This is a genomic window from Alteromonas sp. KS69, from assembly GCF_003989595.1.
Lineage (GTDB): Bacteria > Pseudomonadota > Gammaproteobacteria > Enterobacterales > Alteromonadaceae > Alteromonas > Alteromonas naphthalenivorans.
This window is the reverse complement of the sequence record NZ_PYHU01000033.1, coordinates 1-18,534: the sequence shown is the minus strand read 5'-3', so window position 1 is coordinate 18,534 and position 18,534 is coordinate 1. Positions and strand designations below refer to the sequence as shown.

General features: G+C 42.2%; 19 protein-coding genes. 8 read left to right on the top strand and 11 right to left on the bottom strand.

Annotated features, from left to right (window positions below; translation table 11 throughout):
- Positions 1-114 precede the first annotated feature (114 nt).
- The 8 genes from C7Y69_RS15670 (at position 115) to C7Y69_RS15635 (ending at position 7,825) form a co-directional block, all read left to right on the top strand.
- Entirely contained in the window at positions 115-594 is a 480-nt protein-coding gene (locus C7Y69_RS15670) for a FixH family protein (protein ID WP_013784116.1), read from the top strand.
- Entirely contained in the window at positions 594-2,996 is a 2,403-nt protein-coding gene (locus C7Y69_RS15665; RefSeq protein ID WP_126873331.1) for a heavy metal translocating P-type ATPase, read from the top strand. Before C7Y69_RS15670 ends, C7Y69_RS15665 begins: the two co-directional genes overlap by 1 nt.
- Before the next feature lies 1 nt (position 2,997).
- Positions 2,998-3,213 carry a cbb3-type cytochrome oxidase assembly protein CcoS gene (ccoS, locus tag C7Y69_RS15660; RefSeq protein WP_013784118.1) on the top strand — a complete coding sequence of 72 codons (216 nt, stop codon included), beginning with the start codon at positions 2,998-3,000 and terminating at the stop codon, positions 3,211-3,213.
- A complete protein-coding gene (locus tag C7Y69_RS15655; RefSeq protein WP_013784119.1) occupies positions 3,200-3,859 on the top strand; it encodes a sulfite exporter TauE/SafE family protein in 660 nt (219 codons plus the stop codon). Before ccoS ends, C7Y69_RS15655 begins: the two co-directional genes overlap by 14 nt.
- A gap of 50 nt (positions 3,860-3,909) precedes the next feature.
- On the top strand, positions 3,910-4,650 hold the full coding sequence (fnr, locus tag C7Y69_RS15650) for a fumarate/nitrate reduction transcriptional regulator Fnr (protein WP_041452525.1): 741 nt from the start codon (positions 3,910-3,912) through the stop codon (positions 4,648-4,650).
- 97 nt (positions 4,651-4,747) lie between these two features.
- The gene (gene uspE / locus C7Y69_RS15645) at positions 4,748-5,671 is read left to right on the top strand and encodes a universal stress protein UspE (protein ID WP_126873330.1); all 924 of its coding nucleotides are present in this window, start codon (positions 4,748-4,750) and stop codon (positions 5,669-5,671) included.
- A gap of 204 nt (positions 5,672-5,875) precedes the next feature.
- Positions 5,876-6,817: a tRNA 2-thiocytidine(32) synthetase TtcA gene (gene ttcA, locus C7Y69_RS15640; RefSeq protein ID WP_013784122.1), complete on the top strand. Its 942-nt coding sequence runs from the start codon at positions 5,876-5,878 to the stop codon at positions 6,815-6,817.
- Complete coding sequence (locus tag C7Y69_RS15635) at positions 6,818-7,825, top strand: patatin-like phospholipase family protein (RefSeq protein ID WP_126873329.1); 1,008 nt, start codon at positions 6,818-6,820, stop codon at positions 7,823-7,825.
- Here the strand turns inward: C7Y69_RS15635 and C7Y69_RS15630 are convergent.
- The 11 genes from C7Y69_RS15630 to C7Y69_RS15580 all read right to left on the bottom strand — a co-directional run bounded on the left by C7Y69_RS15630 (position 7,817) and on the right by C7Y69_RS15580 (position 18,107).
- On the bottom strand, positions 7,817-8,452 hold the full coding sequence (locus tag C7Y69_RS15630; RefSeq protein WP_126873328.1) for a DUF2987 domain-containing protein: 636 nt from the start codon (positions 8,450-8,452) through the stop codon (positions 7,817-7,819). The two genes, C7Y69_RS15635 and C7Y69_RS15630, sit on opposite strands and share 9 nt — an antisense overlap.
- Positions 8,449-9,240: a glucosaminidase domain-containing protein gene (locus tag C7Y69_RS15625; protein ID WP_126873375.1), complete on the bottom strand. Its 792-nt coding sequence runs from the start codon at positions 9,238-9,240 to the stop codon at positions 8,449-8,451. The genes C7Y69_RS15630 and C7Y69_RS15625 overlap by 4 nt, the downstream gene beginning before the upstream one ends.
- On the bottom strand, positions 9,233-9,994 hold the full coding sequence (locus tag C7Y69_RS15620) for a stress protein (protein ID WP_260563533.1): 762 nt from the start codon (positions 9,992-9,994) through the stop codon (positions 9,233-9,235). Before C7Y69_RS15620 ends, C7Y69_RS15625 begins: the two co-directional genes overlap by 8 nt.
- 138 nt (positions 9,995-10,132) lie before the next feature.
- Positions 10,133-10,825 (bottom strand): LysE family translocator, encoded by a 693-nt coding sequence (locus C7Y69_RS15615; protein WP_126873327.1) that lies wholly within the window; start codon positions 10,823-10,825, stop codon positions 10,133-10,135.
- Between the two features lie 101 nt (positions 10,826-10,926).
- The gene (gene cobB, locus C7Y69_RS15610; RefSeq protein ID WP_126873326.1) at positions 10,927-11,643 is read right to left on the bottom strand and encodes a Sir2 family NAD+-dependent deacetylase; all 717 of its coding nucleotides are present in this window, start codon (positions 11,641-11,643) and stop codon (positions 10,927-10,929) included.
- Positions 11,644-11,701: 58 nt separating this feature from the next.
- On the bottom strand, positions 11,702-12,526 hold the full coding sequence (locus C7Y69_RS15605; RefSeq protein WP_126873325.1) for a sulfurtransferase: 825 nt from the start codon (positions 12,524-12,526) through the stop codon (positions 11,702-11,704).
- Positions 12,527-12,603: 77 nt separating this feature from the next.
- Positions 12,604-13,098 carry a thiol peroxidase gene (gene tpx, locus C7Y69_RS15600; protein ID WP_013784130.1) on the bottom strand — a complete coding sequence of 165 codons (495 nt, stop codon included), beginning with the start codon at positions 13,096-13,098 and terminating at the stop codon, positions 12,604-12,606.
- 65 nt (positions 13,099-13,163) lie between these two features.
- The gene (locus C7Y69_RS15595) at positions 13,164-13,871 is read right to left on the bottom strand and encodes a tRNA-uridine aminocarboxypropyltransferase (protein WP_185864186.1); all 708 of its coding nucleotides are present in this window, start codon (positions 13,869-13,871) and stop codon (positions 13,164-13,166) included.
- A 255-nt stretch (positions 13,872-14,126) separates the two neighbouring features.
- Positions 14,127-14,768, bottom strand: a complete 642-nt coding sequence (locus tag C7Y69_RS15590) for a hypothetical protein (RefSeq protein WP_126873324.1) — start codon at positions 14,766-14,768, stop codon at positions 14,127-14,129.
- Between the two features lie 1,915 nt (positions 14,769-16,683).
- A complete protein-coding gene (locus tag C7Y69_RS15585; protein ID WP_260563532.1) occupies positions 16,684-17,031 on the bottom strand; it encodes a type II toxin-antitoxin system RnlB family antitoxin in 348 nt (115 codons plus the stop codon).
- Entirely contained in the window at positions 17,028-18,107 is a 1,080-nt protein-coding gene (locus C7Y69_RS15580; protein WP_126873323.1) for a type II toxin-antitoxin system RnlA family toxin, read from the bottom strand. Before C7Y69_RS15580 ends, C7Y69_RS15585 begins: the two co-directional genes overlap by 4 nt.
- Positions 18,108-18,534 lie beyond the last annotated feature (427 nt).

Below are 18,534 nucleotides of genomic sequence, written 5' to 3'. Positions count from 1 at the left end.
TAAAAAGCCTCGTTATCACGGGGCTTTTTTTATGAGAAAATACACATCTTCAACTGGATGCCTTATTTTTCCTATCGCGCCGGTTTTCCTGTAGTAAACGAGTTGATGTAATTAATGAATACACCCTGGTATAAACAATTTTGGCCCTGGTTCCTTATTGCTGTTCCCCTAATTACATTAGTAATGGGTGGCGTGTTATTGAAATTGGCTATTTCAACCGAAGACAGCTTAGTAGTAGACGATTATTACAAAGAAGGTAAAGCCATTAATGCCCGGCTAGATAAAGAAGCCATCGCGAAACGCAAAAACATAACAACAGAGTTAACCATTACTGATGGCAGTATTGCAGTAAAATTCCATTCAGGTATTCCTCAAGAAGGAAACGCCCTTAAATTGAATTTTTATCATGTGACCATCGAAGAGCGTGATGCAAGTGTATTATTAAGTCGTGATGCTAATGGTATTTACCGTGGTTTTGTCGAAAAGGACTTAACCGGTAAATGGCAAGTCTCGCTTTCTCCTGTAGACGACAGTTGGAAAGTACAAAATACGTTGCAACTTCCCTACTCTGGCGCCATCAAGTTTAATCCGTAATGAGCGAAAACCTTTGTTACCATTGCGCGTTACCTAACGATGCAACACACAAATATGAAGCAGTAATATTAGGGGAAACCAGGCAGCTCTGCTGCCCTGGTTGCCAAGCTGTTGCTCAAGCCATCGTTGATAATGGCTTAGAAGATTATTATCAGTTTCGTACTGAGCCAGCCCAAAAGTCAGACGATGGTATCTTAGAAAGCCTTTCTGCGCTTAACGTTTATGACGACCCAGCCCTTCAAGAAGAGTTTGTTTTTGACGAAGGACAGCACAAGCAAATACAGCTAACCCTTGAAGGCATAACGTGTGCAGCGTGCGGTTGGCTGATTGAAAAGCAGCTTTCAAAAGTATCAGGTATTGCGCAAGTCGCCGTAAACGTTCAAGAGCGTCGCGCACTAATAACCTGGGAACCCGATGTTATTAAACTTAGCCAGATACTCACCACACTAAAACGCATAGGGTATGTTGGCTCACCGTTTCACCCAGATGAACATGAAGCGAGTTATAAACGCGAGCAAAAATCGTTTATTAAAAAGTTAGGCTTGGCAGGCATCATGACCATGCAGGTGATGATGCTAATGGCTGGGCTTTACTTCGATTGGTTTGGTGCCATTGAACAAGAAACCCGTCAATACTTTTATTGGGTTGCACTCACCCTTACCACCCCCGTAGTACTTTATTCAGGAAGCGCGTTCTATTTAGGTGCTTTGAAGGCAATAAGCGCAAAAACCGTGAATATGGATGTGCCTGTCACCCTCGCGGTATTTGGCACCTACTTTGCGGGTTTACGTTCCACTTTGCTTGAGCAAGGTGAAGTGTATTTTGAATCCATATGCATGTTTATCTTTCTACTGCTGTTGAGCCGATTCCTTGAACATAGAAGCAGGCACCGTGCGGCGCAAATTTCAGCCAATATGATGCAATATATTCCGGTTTCAGCGGCTAAAATTGAAGGTGATGGCAGTATCGTTCAGATCCTTGCAAAGCAATTAGCGCCCAATGATGTAGTACTAGTGAAGCCCGGTGAGACCATCCCTGTCGATGGTATTGTGCTAGACGGTACCGCTGCGGTTGATGAGTCTATGTTAACGGGAGAATTTAACCCCGTCAGTAAATCGGCCAGCCATGTAGTTTACGGCGGTACAGTAAACCAAGATGGCACACTAACGGTTAAAGTGACCCAAAGCTTAAAGCATGCCTTGGTCAATCAAATCGTGCGTTTACAAGCTAGCGCCATGGCAAGCAAGCCAAAAGCTGCGCAGATTGCCGATAACTTTTCCCGTTACTTTGTGTTCTCGGTATTGCTGATATCGGCTTTAACGTACAGTTATTGGTCGTTTGTGGGCAGTGAAGATGCTTTTTGGATCACCATCTCTGTATTAGTGGCAACCTGCCCTTGTGCGCTAGGCTTAGCCACACCTTCAGCGTTAACCTGCGCTATGGCGAAGCTGAATCGTCAGGGCATTTTGTTAAAGCGCGCTGACGCCTTAGAGCAACTTAACGATATTGATACCATTGCCCTTGATAAAACCGGCACACTGACCGAAGGTAAGTTCTCATTGCAACAGCGCTGGTTTGCTAAAGGGGTAGATCCAGTGCAGGTAATGGCGCTAACTACATTGTTAGAGTCTCGTTCTGAGCACCCTATTGCCCGTGCCTTCGACAACGATAATGTTAAGTCAAAACATAGAACCCTGCCTAATACCATGAACGGATTTACCGTTACACCAGGTGGCGGCATTAGTGGTGAGATAGACAACGTCGTTTTTACTATGGGTTCAGCCGTATTTTGTAATTTATCAACCACCTCAAAGGTAGATATACCGGCAAATGTGTTTTTGTGTGCCGACGGTGTATTAATGGCCGCGTTCTGCGTAAATGATAGCTTGCGGCAAGATGCCTTAGCGACACTCACCGCACTGAATGAACATCAATTAGTGGTGCTAAGTGGCGACACACAGAAAAACGTTGATGCACTTACTGCTAGTTTACCAATCAACTTAGCAAAGGGTGGCTTATCACCGGAGCAAAAATATTCACAGGTGCATACTTTGCAAAAGCAAGGTCGCAAAGTCATGATGATGGGCGACGGTATAAACGATGCCCCTGTTCTTGCTAGCGCAGATGTGGCGGTTGCGGTAGGAAACGCCACAGATGTGGCCAAAACAGCCGCCGATGTTATTTTGCTAGGAGACAGCTTGCTATCGGTGCCAACCTTATTTTCTGTGGCGAAACAGGCAAAACGTAAAATTCAGCAAAATATTGCATGGTCAGTAGGTTACAATATTATCATTCTACCCTTTGCAGTGTCGGGGTTACTCTCTCCCTGGATGGCCGTGGTTGGCATGTCACTGAGTAGTATTATTGTGGTCACCAATTCAACGAGGTTATTAAGTAAATAATATGAGTATCATTTACGTCTTAATTCCCATCGCTATTATTATTGTTGCGCTGGCACTGGTTATCTTTTTCTGGGCGGTAAAAACCAATCAGTTTGAAGATCTTGATAGACAGGGCTACAGCATTTTGTTTGATGATGATTTATCAGGTGATGAAAAGAAGCTAGCCGAGCAGCGAAAGCAGTTACAACAACGCAAAGAAACAGATGACAGAGATTAATATATTCTCTGCTTTTTTCATTGGAATTGCTGGCGGCGTGCATTGTGTGGGTATGTGCGGTGGTATTGTTGCCGCACTACGCACAGTAACGCCAAGTAATGAACCGGCATTACCCTACACCCTTGCCTATAATTTTGGCCGTATCCTCAGCTACACATTAGCCGGCGCTATTACAGGCGCTGTCGGCCAAATGGCCACCGAGTTTGTGCCTATTGCTAAACCCGTTTTATCTTTGATTAGTGGCGTTATGCTGCTGCTATTAGCGTGTTATTTGGGAAAGTGGTGGCAAGGCTTGAATTATATTGAAGCTATGGGACGCGGCTTATTTAAAGCTATTCAGCCAATATCTAAACGATTTCTTCCATTCAAAAGCCCGGTTTATGCACTACCCTATGGTTTTATATGGGGCTGGCTACCCTGCGGGTTGGTCTATTCCACGTTAACGTGGTCATTAGCATCGGGGTCGGCCGTTGACGGCGCTGCCATCATGTTATTTTTTGGGTTAGGTACTCTGCCCACTTTGTTAGCTGCAAGCGCAGGTAGCCAGTACCTAATAGCTGGTTTTAGGCACCCCGTGGTAAGACAATGCTTTTCCGTAATAGTGGCTATTTACGCTCTCTTTTTAATTTATGCAGCAATTTCATAAACAAAAGAGTAAGATTAATATTAAGTCGACCCTATTTATAGTTTGAACCTATGAGCAAAGGAAGCCAATTCTCAATTCATTGTCAAAATTGCAGTTTCAGCCACTTGTGTTTGCCCGTTGCGCTAAACAAGACTGAGATTGAATCTTTAGATGATATTATTGAGCGAAAGAAACCCCTTCACAAGAGTGATTTGCTGGTAAAGTCGGGAGATAAATTCAACTCTCTTTACGCAGTACGCACGGGCTCTTTTAAGTCTTTCGTCACCAATTCAGATGGTGAAGAGCAGATTACAGGTTTTCACTTCCCTGGCGATATTATCGGCTTCGATGCCTTACGGGAAAATAAGCACCAAAGTTATGCTCAGGCATTAGAAACCGCCATGGTGTGCGAATTACCGTATGAAACGCTTGATGAAATGTCGGTTCAATTTCCTAAGTTAAGACATCAAATAATGAGTTTTATGAGTGCGGAAATTAAACAAGATCATGATCTCATGATGTTGCTTAATAAACGCTCAGCGGAAGAACGTCTATTGTATTTCCTCTCTCAGCTTTCTCAACGTTTCGAAGAACGTGGATTTTCAAATAAAGAATTTCACCTAACCATGACTCGAAATGAAATTGGGAACTATCTTGGTCTAACTATTGAGACCATTAGCCGCCTGTTAAGCCGTTTTCAAAAAGAAAATATTATCCAAGTGGACGGTAAACTCATCACTATTTTAGATTTTGATGAGATGTCACAACGTTTAACGTCTGTGGTTGCACCTAATATCGCCTGTAATAGCTAATCTTCAAAGCTTTTGATCTAAAACAAGTTACGTAATAGCAAATAGGTATTACACTTAAATTGTAGCAACCAAAATTCTGACTATGTTTGGAGGGGTTATGATTAAGTATGAGCGTATTTTAGCGGTTATTGAAGCCGATAGAGAAACCCAACCTGCGCTTAGCCGTGCATATGAACTTGCCAAAAAGACAGGTGCCTCTGTCACCGCCATGCTGGTGGTTTACGACTTATCTTACGATATGACAACCATGCTTAGCCCTGATGATCGTGAAGCCATGCGTGATGCGGTCACTAAAGAACATGCTGGATGGTTGAAAAAAACTTTAGACGACTTAGGTTTTTCTAAAACAGATATAGTTGTGGAATGGAACAACCGTGCCTTTGAAGCTGTGGTGCATTATGTCATCGACAACAGTATAGATTTAGTGGTAAAAGCAACTAAGCGCCATGACGATTTAGCTTCTGTTATTTTTACTCCTACAGACTGGCATCTACTTAGAAAATGTCCCTCCCCCGTATTATTGGTTAAAGATCATGAATGGCCTGAAAATGGTGAAATTATTGCCGCGGTAAATGTAGGCAGTGAAGACGACGAGCATGCCTTACTTAACGACAAAATCACGGTGATTGCTAACGATTATGCCGCGCTGCTCAGCGGTAACGTAAATTTGGTAAACAGCTACCCAGCTACGCCGCTAAATATTGCTATTGAAGTTCCTGAGTTTGACCCAGACACATACAACAACGCGGTAAAGCATCATCACGAACTTGAGATGAACACACACAGCGAGAAGTATGCTATCGATAGTAAGCGCTGTTATGTGAAGGAAGGCCTTCCTGAAAAAGTCATTCCAAAGATAGCCAAAGATATAGACGCTGAACTTGTTATCATAGGTACGGTTGGCAGAATAGGTATTTCTGCGGCTCTCATAGGTAACACCGCAGAACATGTTATTGATGAACTTGTGTGTGATGTACTGGCAATAAAACCAGACGGCTTTATTTCGCCCCTTTCACGGTAATTCAGACAGGTTCATAAACAGCCTGTCGGCACTGTTTGCTAGCAAACGTTATATAGCCTTAAGCGCTATCGGACTATAGCCTTAAGCGCTATTGGCATTTGTTAGCAGTCAGTGCTAACACGATACAAAAAATCTTCACCTCGCACATTCAATTTTACTTGATTACTGTATAATGGTTTTTTTCGCAGTAACAAAGCTATTGATATGAACAGTGCAGGCACAAACCGTGCGGACGCTCCGTTAACCGCGTCTCAAAACAAACAAAAATACAGCTTTAATAAGCTACAAAAGCGACTTCGTCGAAATGTAGGCAAAGCGATTGCTGATTTCGGCATGATTGAAAACAACGATAAAGTCATGGTGTGCTTATCTGGCGGCAAAGACAGTTACGCTATGCTTGATATTCTTATGTTTTTAAAGCGCATTGCGCCAATTCATTTTGACATTATTGCGGTTAACCTTGATCAAAAGCAGCCAGGATTTCCAGAGCACGTACTTCCTGAATACCTTGAAAGTGTAGGTGTAGAGTACAAAATTGTAGAAGAAGACACCTACTCTATTGTTATGGACAAAGTGCCTGAAGGTAAAACCACGTGCTCACTTTGTTCTCGATTACGTCGCGGTATTTTATACAGCACGGCCAAAAAGCTAGGCGCCACTAAAATTGCCCTTGGCCATCATCGTGACGACATGCTAGAAACGTTCTTTTTAAACATGTTCCATGGCGGTAAGCTTAAATCAATGCCACCAAAGCTGGTTAGCGATAATGGTGAGCACATTGTCATAAGGCCCCTTGCTTATTGTACTGAAAAAGACATTCAGCGTTATTCTGATGCCGTAGAATTTCCTATTATTCCTTGCAACTTGTGCGGGTCTCAAGAAAATTTGCAGCGTCAGAACGTAAAGGCCATGCTACAAGATTGGGATCGCCGTTTCCCTGGGCGTATTGAGTCAATGTTTAGTGCGCTTCAAAATGTAGCGCCGTCACATTTGGTCGACAAGAATTTGCACGACTTTAAAGGCATCTCTACACAGAACGGGCCGGTTGAAGATGGTGATATTGGTTTCGATCCGCCCAGCTTCGAGTCACCCAGTGAGCCTACTGACGACACGGTTCACGTTATCAATTTGATGGAATCAAACTAAATGAAAATTGGTCTAGCATTAGGTGCGGGTGCCGCAAGAGGTTGGACCCACATTGGTATTATTCAAGCATTAGAAAAGCTGGGTATTAAAATTGACGTGGTGGCAGGTTGCTCTATTGGTGCCTATGTTGGTGCCGCTTACGCTAGTGGTAAGTTAGAAGGCCTAAAAGAGTGGTCTTGTTCTTTGTCAGATTGGCAGGTACTTGCTTTGATGGGCGTTGGTTTACGTAGGGGCGGTATTGCTAGCGGGCAAAAAGTGTTTGATAAACTTGCCAGCGAATTTTGTGCCCCAACCTACGAAGCAATGGAAAAACCGTTCGCCTCTGTGGCTACCGATTTGCACACAGGTCGTGAGGTAGTGTTTAGTTCCGGCGAGATTGGCAATACCATTCAAGCTTCGTGTGCTATTCCTGCCCTATTTGCCCCAGTCGCCCATGGCGATCGTTGGTTAGTAGATGGCGCGGTGGTTAATCCAGTGCCTGTTAACCTGTGTCGCCAACTTGGTGCAGACTTTGTTATTGCCGTAAACCTTAATGCTGATTTCAGGCCGCTTAGGCTTGAAAAATTACGACTCGATCACGAAGAAAACCAAAGAAAAACCGAAGACTTTTTCACTAAAAGCCAAAACGTGCTTAAGCAGTGGTTCTCACCTGATAGTAAAGAAAAAGCAGAAACGGAAAGTGAAACCGATAGTAAACATAGCGAGCAAAACGAAGGCGTTGCTAGCGACGCTATTGAGGCCATAGAAGAAACAATTTCGCCGCCACCAAATAAAGTCCCTAAAGGTAACCCTCCAGGGATTTTAAGTGTAATGAGTAGTTCGTTAGAAATACTTCAAGCAAGGGTGACACGTTCTCGTTTAGCGGGCGATCCGCCGGATATTCTGATAGAGCCCCAACTAACCGACGTGGGTATTATGGAATTTCACCGCGCACAAGAGCTATGTGAAAAGGGTGAAGAAACCATCACCCGTATTGCTGAGCAAATTAAGTATCAGCTATTAGCTTGATGCCATAGCGGTAACACGAAGTGGGGCTTTCGGTAGTGTGAGCCCTTTATTTTCGTTAATTTCACTTTGTTCTAAGTGAAGTATGCCGTTATTAATATGCAGGCCTTCTGGGGTAATATAATCCAGATTTTTATCATCAAATTGCAACATCAACCCTTTCACCGTTGGCATTAAGAACGATAAAAAGCTGCCCATTTCATTGAAGAACGCTTCATATTGGCCATAGATAAAATTCAGCTCTTCTTTTGTATAACTGGCGGTTAAGTATTCACTTTTTGTTTCTAGCTGCACAGACATATCACATACATTAGCCGCTTCAGTTAAATCGATACTAATATAGGCATTTGCCAATTTTAGCGCTTTCTCCGTCGGTACAGTGAATCTATACTCATCACTAACCTCTAATGGCATAGTTTGTTTGTCAGTGACTATCTCAGCGTTATTAATTTCACATAACCGCCCTTCACCAACACGCAGAAAACCAAAAGCGAATTGCAAAGCTTGAGTGTCTTCATTATCCAGTTTTTTTACGTGACTATAAAAACGGCTGTATTCCACATTCACCATTTCAGCGGCAACACTTGAGGTGAGTAATGCGCCTATAAGCGCGCATGCTATACGTTTCATTCGGTTAAGAACTCCTGGTTAAACCGGATCATGGTTTGTAATTCGTCTACATAGGCCGCGCCGCGCTCAGAGTAATTCATTAATCCCTCTGCCAAGGCTACGCCAGTAATGGGGATTTGATTTGCTCTTAACCGCTCTCTGATTTCTCGCAAATCGGTATAGGCATCGTGTCTATTCAGGTTACGCATATAAGTATAAGTCGCCCGAGATAGGCTTGGGAACTTCGCGACTTCGTGCGTTGCGCCGGCATTTCGTTTACCGGGAACAAAACCACATCCTTTCACAAAGCACCAAATACCAAAGAAGTTATAACCTTTTCTAGCAAAACGACTGGTGCCCCATGCCGACTCGTTTGCCGCTTGCACGAGCACGAGTTCAGCAGGCAAAATATCAATTTTGTGAAGTAACGCAAGCAGACGAGATGTGAGCGGTTGTTCCGCCTTTACGCGGTACTCAGTTTGCAACCACTCAAGACGGCTAATGTCATCGTCGGTTAGCGGCTCTTCGTTCAAAGCCTTACGATACAACGTTTGTATGTAGTGTCTAAGGGTAAGTAAATACGCATTCTGTTTTTCAACTTCGGGGCGTAAGTAATCGAAAAAGGCACTTTTCTTTTCTTTAACGTCGGTATACGCAGAAAAGTCGGGAACAGGTTTTGTGGCTTCAGGTGTTTCTGGAATATCTAAAATATCGGGCTCGCGCTTAGTTAATATAAGCGCGTTAATGACTATTACTGCCAATACAGCAATAGTAATTAAAACAATTTTTAGCGTTTCCCGTTTATGCATCGAAGCTCGACTCATTCGTTTTACTTTGAACAGTTTGGCTGGGTGTATATTCACCCTCTTCACCGATCATCTCTTCATACAACAACCCTAGCATACTGAAATACAGGGGTAGAACCCACACAAGGGACAAGCCTAATGTAAACGGAACGGAAATAAACAATATAATAAAAATGGCAAACACACCGGCTAACTGTGCCCAATAAGCATTAAATACCCGGCAGGATAAAATAATAGCGCGAAGCGGAGTAAGCGATTTATCGGCAACCAGCATGAGTGAAAAAGAGGTCGCCATCCAAAAATACACACCAGGTACCACTAACAATACCAAGCCAATTTGTACCACTATGCCATTCACCAATTGAGTAAGGGCTAATGCGAATATCAAAGAGACGTAGCTGAAAATAGAGAAAACCGTGGTTTTTTGACCTCTGGCATGGCTCACCCCCATCATATACAACCCGCCAATTAGTGGTGCAACAATGAAAATAGCCACAATTTCAATTAACGATTGGTGTTCAAAAATGAAGGTGCCGTCTTCATTGAAAGTAATGAACTTCTGAGCAACAAAACCGAGTACGACAAACGTAAGAAATAGGACTAATGAAGCTTGGAATAAGCTTAAAAAATTTGCTTTAGCCAAACCATTAGCGCGAGAAAACAACGATTTAATATCGAAATCATATTGCTTTGAAAGTGTTCTTTCTAGCTTGCTTGTTGGCTGGTTATCTTTAAAAGGCATTTTATTATCTGCCACACGATCCTCTACTGCTGCTATCGAATTTAACCGCCGCATTATACATAAATATGGCGATTAACCCCAATTACCACGTGTTAGTTGATTAAATGTAATAACCAGCGTTTTGCCTCAAAGCATAAATCTATGAGTGAAACGTTAGCCCAAGACTAATTTTGCGGCCAAGCCAACCAGTAAAACGCCCATTGCACGGTCGAGCCAGTACCCTTTTTTCCCAATAAGTTGAGCAATTTTACTGGTACTAAGTAGGTAGGATAGAAAACAAAACCAAAGTCCTGTTGCTATGGCTAAGTAAATTCCATAACCAAGCTTGATTGAAAAAGGCGTGTCGATATCAATAATAGCGGTGAACAACGATAAGAAGAATAAGGTTGCTTTGGGGTTTAAGCCATTTGTTAAAAAGCCAATCCAAAGTGCTTTTTGTGCAGATATTTGCGAGTTAGCTTTTTTATTATTGGCCGCCTTGTTATTAGCTAGCTTAGTTTCATCCAGATTATCTACGCTGTTGCTTACCCCTGCCTCGCCGCCTGCTGGCGGTTGGCTAGGCCCGCTTTTTAGTGCGCCATACGCAATATACAATAGATAACCCGCAGCAAGATAACTAAAGGTTTTGAAAAGCCATGGCGTAGTGGCAATAACTACACTTAAACCCACCAGTGAATACCCAACGTGTAGCAAAATCGCCAGTCCAATGCCAACGCTTGTATAAATAGCAATACGGCGACCGTACGCGAGGCTATTGCGAACCACTACCGCAAAATCAGGGCCTGGGCTAGCTACTGCAACAAGGTGTACGAGGGCAATGGTCAAAAATTCATTCAGGTAAGGCATATATTATTAATATTACTCTATATTTTAGGCGCTCAGTGTCAGTGAGCTTACAGGCTAGTAAAGTGTCTTTAGCCATGAATATCTTCAAATTATGGCTTTATTTAAAGATCATATTCTTTAATTAACCGCGTTACAAACGCTGGGACTATTTCAGTGGCATTGCCGCTAATAGATTCATCGAATAACCAATTATTCGCACTGGGTTCTAAATTTAACTCTATGCATTGTGCGCCCGAATCTTTCGCATTAATCACAAACCCAGCGGCAGGATAAACATTTCCTGAGGTTCCAATGGCTAAGAAGATATCTGCGTTCGCAATATCTTGTGAAATTTCTTCCATATAAAGGGGCATTTCACCAAACCATACAATGTCGGGTCGTAAAGTGGCGGTATTACAACAGGCACAAACAGTTTGGCCGTCGAACGCAGTTTTGCATTCAAAAGTCTTATTTGTTGTTACGCAACGGCTAGACAGTAATTTTCCGTGCATATGCAAAATACGTTCGCTGCCCGCGCGTTCGTGCAAATCATCCACATTTTGCGTGATTAATGTGAATCGGTCTTTCAATGCGCGTTCAAGTGTCACTAGCGCTTCATGAGCAGCATTGGGATTAACGCAATCCGTAGTTAATTGCATTCTACGTTCATTATAAAACCGATATACAAGTTCAGGGTTACGGGCAAAAGCTTCGGGCGTAGCAACGTCTTCCACACTGTGCTCTTCCCATAATCCGTTGTTATCTCGAAACGTCTTTAATCCAGATTCTGCTGAAATTCCTGCACCAGTTAACACGACAACGCGAGGCGGTGTATTCATAAGCTCAATTCCTTTGAAATATATACACGTAACACGACTACCCTAAATTAAACGAAGGTTAATCTTTCACTACTGGAAAAGTGGCGTTTGCTCCCCACTCAGACCAAGAACCATCGTAAATAGCAACATCATTTGCACCGCACATGAGTGCAGCAACGCCAATAATACACGCCGTAACCCCTGAACCGCAGGTACAGATAATGGGCTTCGATAAATCAATATTGGCTTTGGCAAAAACATCTTTTAATTTTTCAACGCTTAAGAAAAAACCATTCTCTAACAGCGCTGTGAATGGAAGATTGTAAGCACCTGGCATGTGCCCCGAACGAACCCCAGGGCGAGGCTCTTCTGCTTGCCCGTAAAACCGCGCTTCACTTCTGGCATCGACTAGTTGGGCATCGGTATTAATCGCTTGAATAACCGCGGAACTATTTACAAACCATTTGCTCTGCGCATTACTTTCATACTTAAAATGTGAGGGAATACGTTGTTCTGATACTGGTAAGTTTTTTTCTTCCCACGCTACTTGGCCGCCATTTAACAATTTTACGTTCTCATGCCCCATGGCTTTAAGCATCCACCAAACACGAGGGGCGCTGTACATACCTCGGGTATCGTAAACCACTACAGACGAACGTTCGGTTAAACCTTGTCGGCCTAAGTACAAAGCAAAGTCAGATTCGGTTGGCATACTATGAGGAAAACCCGTAGTGTGATCACTGCCCTCGCCGTCTAAGTCTATATCCACAGAGTTAGGCAACACCATGGCATCTCGAGAATCAGGCGTTTTGGTAACCGGGTCGTCCATAACCGCACGCACTAAAATGATGGGTTCATCTTGCAGTTGCGTGGCAAGCTGTTGAACATTAACTAACATCGACATATCACCCTCTCCATTGAAATGCCCACGTAACGCTGTGGGCATTACTGGTTTGAGCTATTTACGCTTTATATTCTTAATTACAAAGCAGCCATTGCTGAATCGTAGTTTGGTTCTTCCGTGGTTTCAGCCACTTGCTCGGTATAAAGTACCTTACCGTCGGTATCAATCACAACGACTGTTCGTGATAGCAGACCGGTTAGCGGCATAGAGGTGAATGCTACACCGTAGTCGTCACCAAAACTTGTACGGAAAGTAGAACCGGTAATCACATTTTCAATGCCTTCTGCACCACAAAAGCGGCCAGCTGCAAATGGTAAGTCAGCAGATACACAAATAACTTGTGTATTGTCTAGACCAGCTGCTTGTTCATTGAATTTACGCACTGACGTTGCACACGTGCCTGTATCGATAGAAGGGAAAATGTTAAGAATAACGCGTTTACCCTTAAGATCAGCGAGGGTTACTTCACCTAAATCCGCTTTTACTAATGTGAAGTCTGGGGCTTGCTGCCCAACTTCTGGAAGCGAACCTACAGTTGAAACTGAATTACCTTGAAACGTAACTGTTGCCATGTTTTTCTCCTTGGGTTTTGATTGCTTAACCTTATAGTTAAGCGCGAATGCACGCAAGACAAGGGTTACTTAACTTGCGCCTTTGCAAATTCAATTTTGTGACTTAAATGGGGCTTCCCTTTCAAGTATTGATGTCGAAAAATACTGAAGTATTTAGCTAGCGCCGTAGCCGCTTCAACTTCACCTGCCAAATCTAACACGTTTATTCCCACCTCTGCAGTGCAATGCTGGAATTCTCGTGTAGATTCTCGCAACAAGTAATTCGATGATATTTCAGGGGATACACCGAGCACCGGAAACTTATCAAGGTACGGGCTTTTACCAAACATTTTTCGCGCTTCACGCCACGTGCCGTCTAAAAATATAAACAATGGAATTTTATCTGTTTTATCTTCAGGCTTGGGGATGCAGCGCGCTGGCTCAGCATACTCGTGAGGAAATATAATAATGGGTTGGTATTTAGGGTTGCTTAGTAACGCCAGTAAATCTGCATCGGGTTCGGTTCTGTGCCACACAAACGCGTAATTTTCAGCTACCACATCCGCAATTAATCGGCCTGTGTTGGTGGGCTTGTAGTATTCGCCCTTGTACATGATGAATAACACCGCACAGGAGGCTTGTGGTTCGGGCTTATCGGCACATATACACGCGTTTACAGGCAGTAAACAAATATCGCAACGGATAACTTTACTACCCCGCGCATTGAAAGCTCGCTTTGCTCGTTTGAGCTCAGACGTTCTAAGCGCCAGAATGGAATTAATATGTGGAATCACGCAGTAAACTCAATAAGATTAGAGTGATATGGTAGCACAGAGCGTGAGTTAGCCGTAAAGCAAAATGCTGAAATTAATTAGCGTATTATAAGCTTTTAGAATATATATTGGATGTATTTAGATGTAAAAAGAAATGGTGCCCGGGGCCGGACTTGAATTAACATCATAAACAACAGATAAAAAACAATATTATAAAAGATGGGCTAACAGTGTGTTACTAACTATGTCACTAAAATTAATTTCGCTATTTAAACATTACTTGAAAGGGTATTGTTTAAATAGCTCAGTCTTAAACTCTTGAAACACGGAGGTTTGCTCTTCACTGTAGCTTAATGTTTTTGGTGAGCTTCTCATCAATTCAATCGCCCGCGATTCTATTTCACTCAAAACTTCTGCAAGTCTCTCGCTACTTATTCGCTCCAATGAATCATCAACAACCACAGACAACCCGAGCACTTCCAATTTGTATTTTGCTAATGCTTGCTTGTAAAGCGCATAAGCATCATGAGAAGACTCAACTAACTCTTTGCGACGATTTAGTTTGTGTGAGTCTAAGTCCTCTAAATTATCCCCATATAATTTCGAAAAACGCTCAAGGCCTACTTCTATTCCGAGTTGTGTAAAAAACTTAACAACTGTGGATTCTAATGCTTCCTCTGCTTTACTAATCCTATCTGCAATTACATTGGCTCTAAAGCTATTTTTCCATGAATTAAAACCGTAAACAGCAAGAAAAGTTAGAATAACTCCCGTTGCTCCAGCCAAAAAACTACCAAGCTGTGACAAGCTGTTTAGGGTTAACGTAGTGAAGTTTTCAAACCGGCCTAAATGATAGCCCAATACAAACACTACTGGAATCATAAACAGCGAGAACATCGCCATAGCTTTTAATTTCATAATTACTCCAATAAAAAATAGGATTTTGTTAAATTAGCAACCAAGAGAGTCGCAATCAACTGGGAAGGTGTTTTCTCCATTTACATTCATCGATGATAGGGATCTTTAGACTATTATTAAAAAAGAAAAAAGTTTCCTATTTAATAAGTACAAAAATTAAATTAACGGTGGCAATGATCAGGCTCCATTCACTCCAACAAATTACGCCGTATTACCCCATAAATGTAGAGTGTCTGCTCGAGTGTCGTGTAGGGTGTCACTTAGGTGTTCCGTTTTGTATCTCAGCGAGAAAAAACTTTTCAGAGTTACAGGTGTGTAAGTTGTCATTTAGCGGCGGTACTGATTGCCAGACCAACAAAATTTCAACCTGCCCTCTGGGTTGACTGACAATAAAAACCGATTGGTTAAATTTATCGACCTGGTTAGTTAACTTTCGCTGCCTTTCTGGTTGTTATGTATCGTTATGGTTTGAATGTCCTGAACAAAGGCCAACTGCGGTGCGTATTGGTTACGCATACCGGATAACTAAACAACAACCTAATATCAAAATGGGTCATAAATAGAGTAATTTCGAGATGCGTATTACCCTCGGTAGGTGCCCCCCTAGGAATTACCTTTTTAAATTCCTACTGCGTAACGGCGATGCCATTGATAGGCAGATTACCTTTTACGTTACCTTGCATTTGCCCGTTTCCACTCTGGCCGGTATTGTCGTTGACTCTGAACGCTGAACGCTTGCAAATCGTAAAAACTGCGCTGCTACGAACCCGAAGCGCCACTACTCATAAGGACTCCGTTTACTAATTACTAACTACACGTCCTGACACTTGAAAGCGGGACGAAAAAATAATCCTTTAACGCGGAATCAAAAAACGTCCTGTAATGCTCTTATTAGACGTTTTAAGAGTGGCTGGCACTTGTAGCTTGACTTGGTTATCTTTGCTTTAACGCCTTGGCTATGACAAATTACTAAATGATTACCGTTTGTTAGTCGCATACACATTAAATCATCTTTTATTTGTCTTTTTTGCGTCACTTTAAATTCCCCTTAGTACTGAATTTATATCATAAGTGCCTCAATGCCGTATAGCTCACAATGCGCCATTCTGAGCAGCTTTACTGCTGTTTGGATTGATACTATTACATCAAGGTGATCTATGCTGAAGTCGTCTGTTTGGGAGTATCTTAAGGCCAATAGATTACATAGTATTACTTCGGGTTGCTCGATTGTTTGTATTGAGTCCATGATCCACCAGCACTAAATGAATTGTGGATTAAGTCTATTGCCTTGTATTAACGCTGATAATTGTACCCTGTGCCTGTTTATAGTTTACCGTTTATGCTGGTGGCGTTTATTCACTTCTGGACCTTGGGGTAATCTTAGGGGTCACATGGGCTTTGTGTAGTTGCTGGTGTGGTTATGACTCATTTGCAGGCTACAATTCAAAGGTTAAGTCGTGGTTTGGGGTGAGGTTTTCATGGGGTTTGTACCTTAACAATTTATTACACTGCCTTTACCGTAAACTTACCGTATTTCGTTGTCTTAACCTTGCCGTAATCTTGCCCTTTTTGAACGTTATTACCTTGTTGTAATCTTTTTGTGTTTTGTACTATCCAAATGATATGCCTCAGATTACAACCCAAACCACTGCAGAGAAGTGAAATAGTTTCATACTTGCTAGAGCGAAAAGCGCAAGTTCGCTCAATTATCAATGTGCTACCGCTTCAGACAAAAGCGGTCGGTCACGTGTAGCTCATTTCTGCCCCTTTATGAGTTACAATCTAAAATTCAAACACTGATATTCAGGTAACTTTGATATACAAAAGTAATGAACGGCAAGAAAAAAGCCCTCTCCCCGCACTTCTCTTTACGGGGCGTCGTAATGTTATGTGAGCAATAATAACCGCGCAAAGATTAGTGAGTAAATTTTTCAACTTCTTCGGATGAGAGAATGCTGCCAAGTAAGAACGTCTTATCTTGTTTGGCAATAGTATCTTGTTCGTCTTTGATACTTGGGTCCACTTCTGATTCAAGCGCGAAGGTAGATCGATCAAATTTCCACTCGGAGAATTTCATGGATGCAAAGCGATTTTCTGCCAAGCCATTTACGGCTAGCAAATCGAATAAAACCGTACCTTCGAACTTTAAGTTATCGAGTTCTAAGGTTAGCTGTTTTAACTGACGCAAAGGGTGAAAGTCTGCGGTTGCAGTAACCACAGCAAGTGCACCTATAATGCGTATCTTCTTAATCATAATTGTCATGTACTAGCGGTATACAAATTGTCAATGGCATTGTAAGCATCGTTTGAAAGACTAATTGCCATGTCCAAATTTGATATTAAACGGCTACCGCCATCGAACTCCTCCATATGGAATAAGGTATGCCGATGTTTCCTATAAAAACTATAGCCTACAGCGAAGGCGCTTTCCATTGCAGTATTACCGATTTGCGTGCTGAATTCTGGATTAATTGTACACTGTCCACTTTTTTTGTCGACGTTAAAAAAATCACCAAAACCATGTTCAGCGTCAGCAACAGACATACCATATTTGTCAAGAAGTAGCTTCAACACACCTTCTAATGCCCTAAGATCTGGGTATAACAGAAGGCAATAATCGGGGAGCTGAGGCGAAGCAAGTTTTACACAGCAACTCGAAATCAACAACTTTTTTACCTGTGCAGGCAATTGTTCGTAACTATTTACAAAAAATCGCTTTAGGTGATCTTCTGCCATTTCAGTCCGAACTATCTCTGCACCGTTATCGTCTTTTTTGTAGAGAACTTGAGCTAGCGCTTTAAGATCTAACAGATCGGTCAGCATAAAAATCACTCGCCGATAGCAAGATAGGGGCTTCCCCTGGATTTGCATTTTTCTCGTAGTTCTATGGCTCGTTAATTTAAGTTGGTCTTGGTGCTTGATGCTTTTAAGCGTAATTTGCTTGCACGCAAGCTCATCACGATTGGTTTCGATTTTAAACTCACCCGAATCATTGATGAAAGCAATTACTGAATCGAAATCTTCTATCCTTATTCCGTCAATAGACAGATTTACAGATTCAAATTCTGCTGGATTGATTGTTGCTTTCAAGTAATCAGCAAAATGTTCACCTTGTTCCTGATTACTACCAATTTTGTGGTTAATGGTTGTCGTACCATCTTGGTTCAGGTAAAGGTCTACCATAGCGAACTTAGATCCAGCAGAACCAAATTTATAACGCTTTGCTTTTCCGACTACTGCTGGTTCGCAGTCTTGTACCATATTGTTACGTTCTAAAAACTTGACAACGTTAGCATCAATTGCATCCCTATCAAGATTTAGATTTTTATAATTGGACATTAATCACTTCCTGTGAGCGTAACTAAGCTAAAAGGCGAACATATTATATGAAAGCGACACAATAGTAAAAAACAGAAACCTTGCGGCTACGGGGTTAATATACTGGTCATAGGACCGACTATGAATCGCAAATTAAGAATAATGAACAAAGTAAGCTTTTCGACTTCATTTGCCATACTTCATATAGTGCAAATAGTCAGAGTGCTTTGTGGGCCGTAACTAGGAAATGTTCAAAAGTGAGTTAAATCGAACGTATGCCTTTCACTCAGCGCTGTCCATCTTTTCAAATAGCTGCGAAAAAGTCCGCTTTACGTACAGGCTGTGTGAAAACTATTGATCACCTTTTGGTCTAAGCAGTCTTTTTATATGATCAATCGGTCTTAAGTATCGATCCTCAATTGATATCTGAATTGGTACAATAAACTAT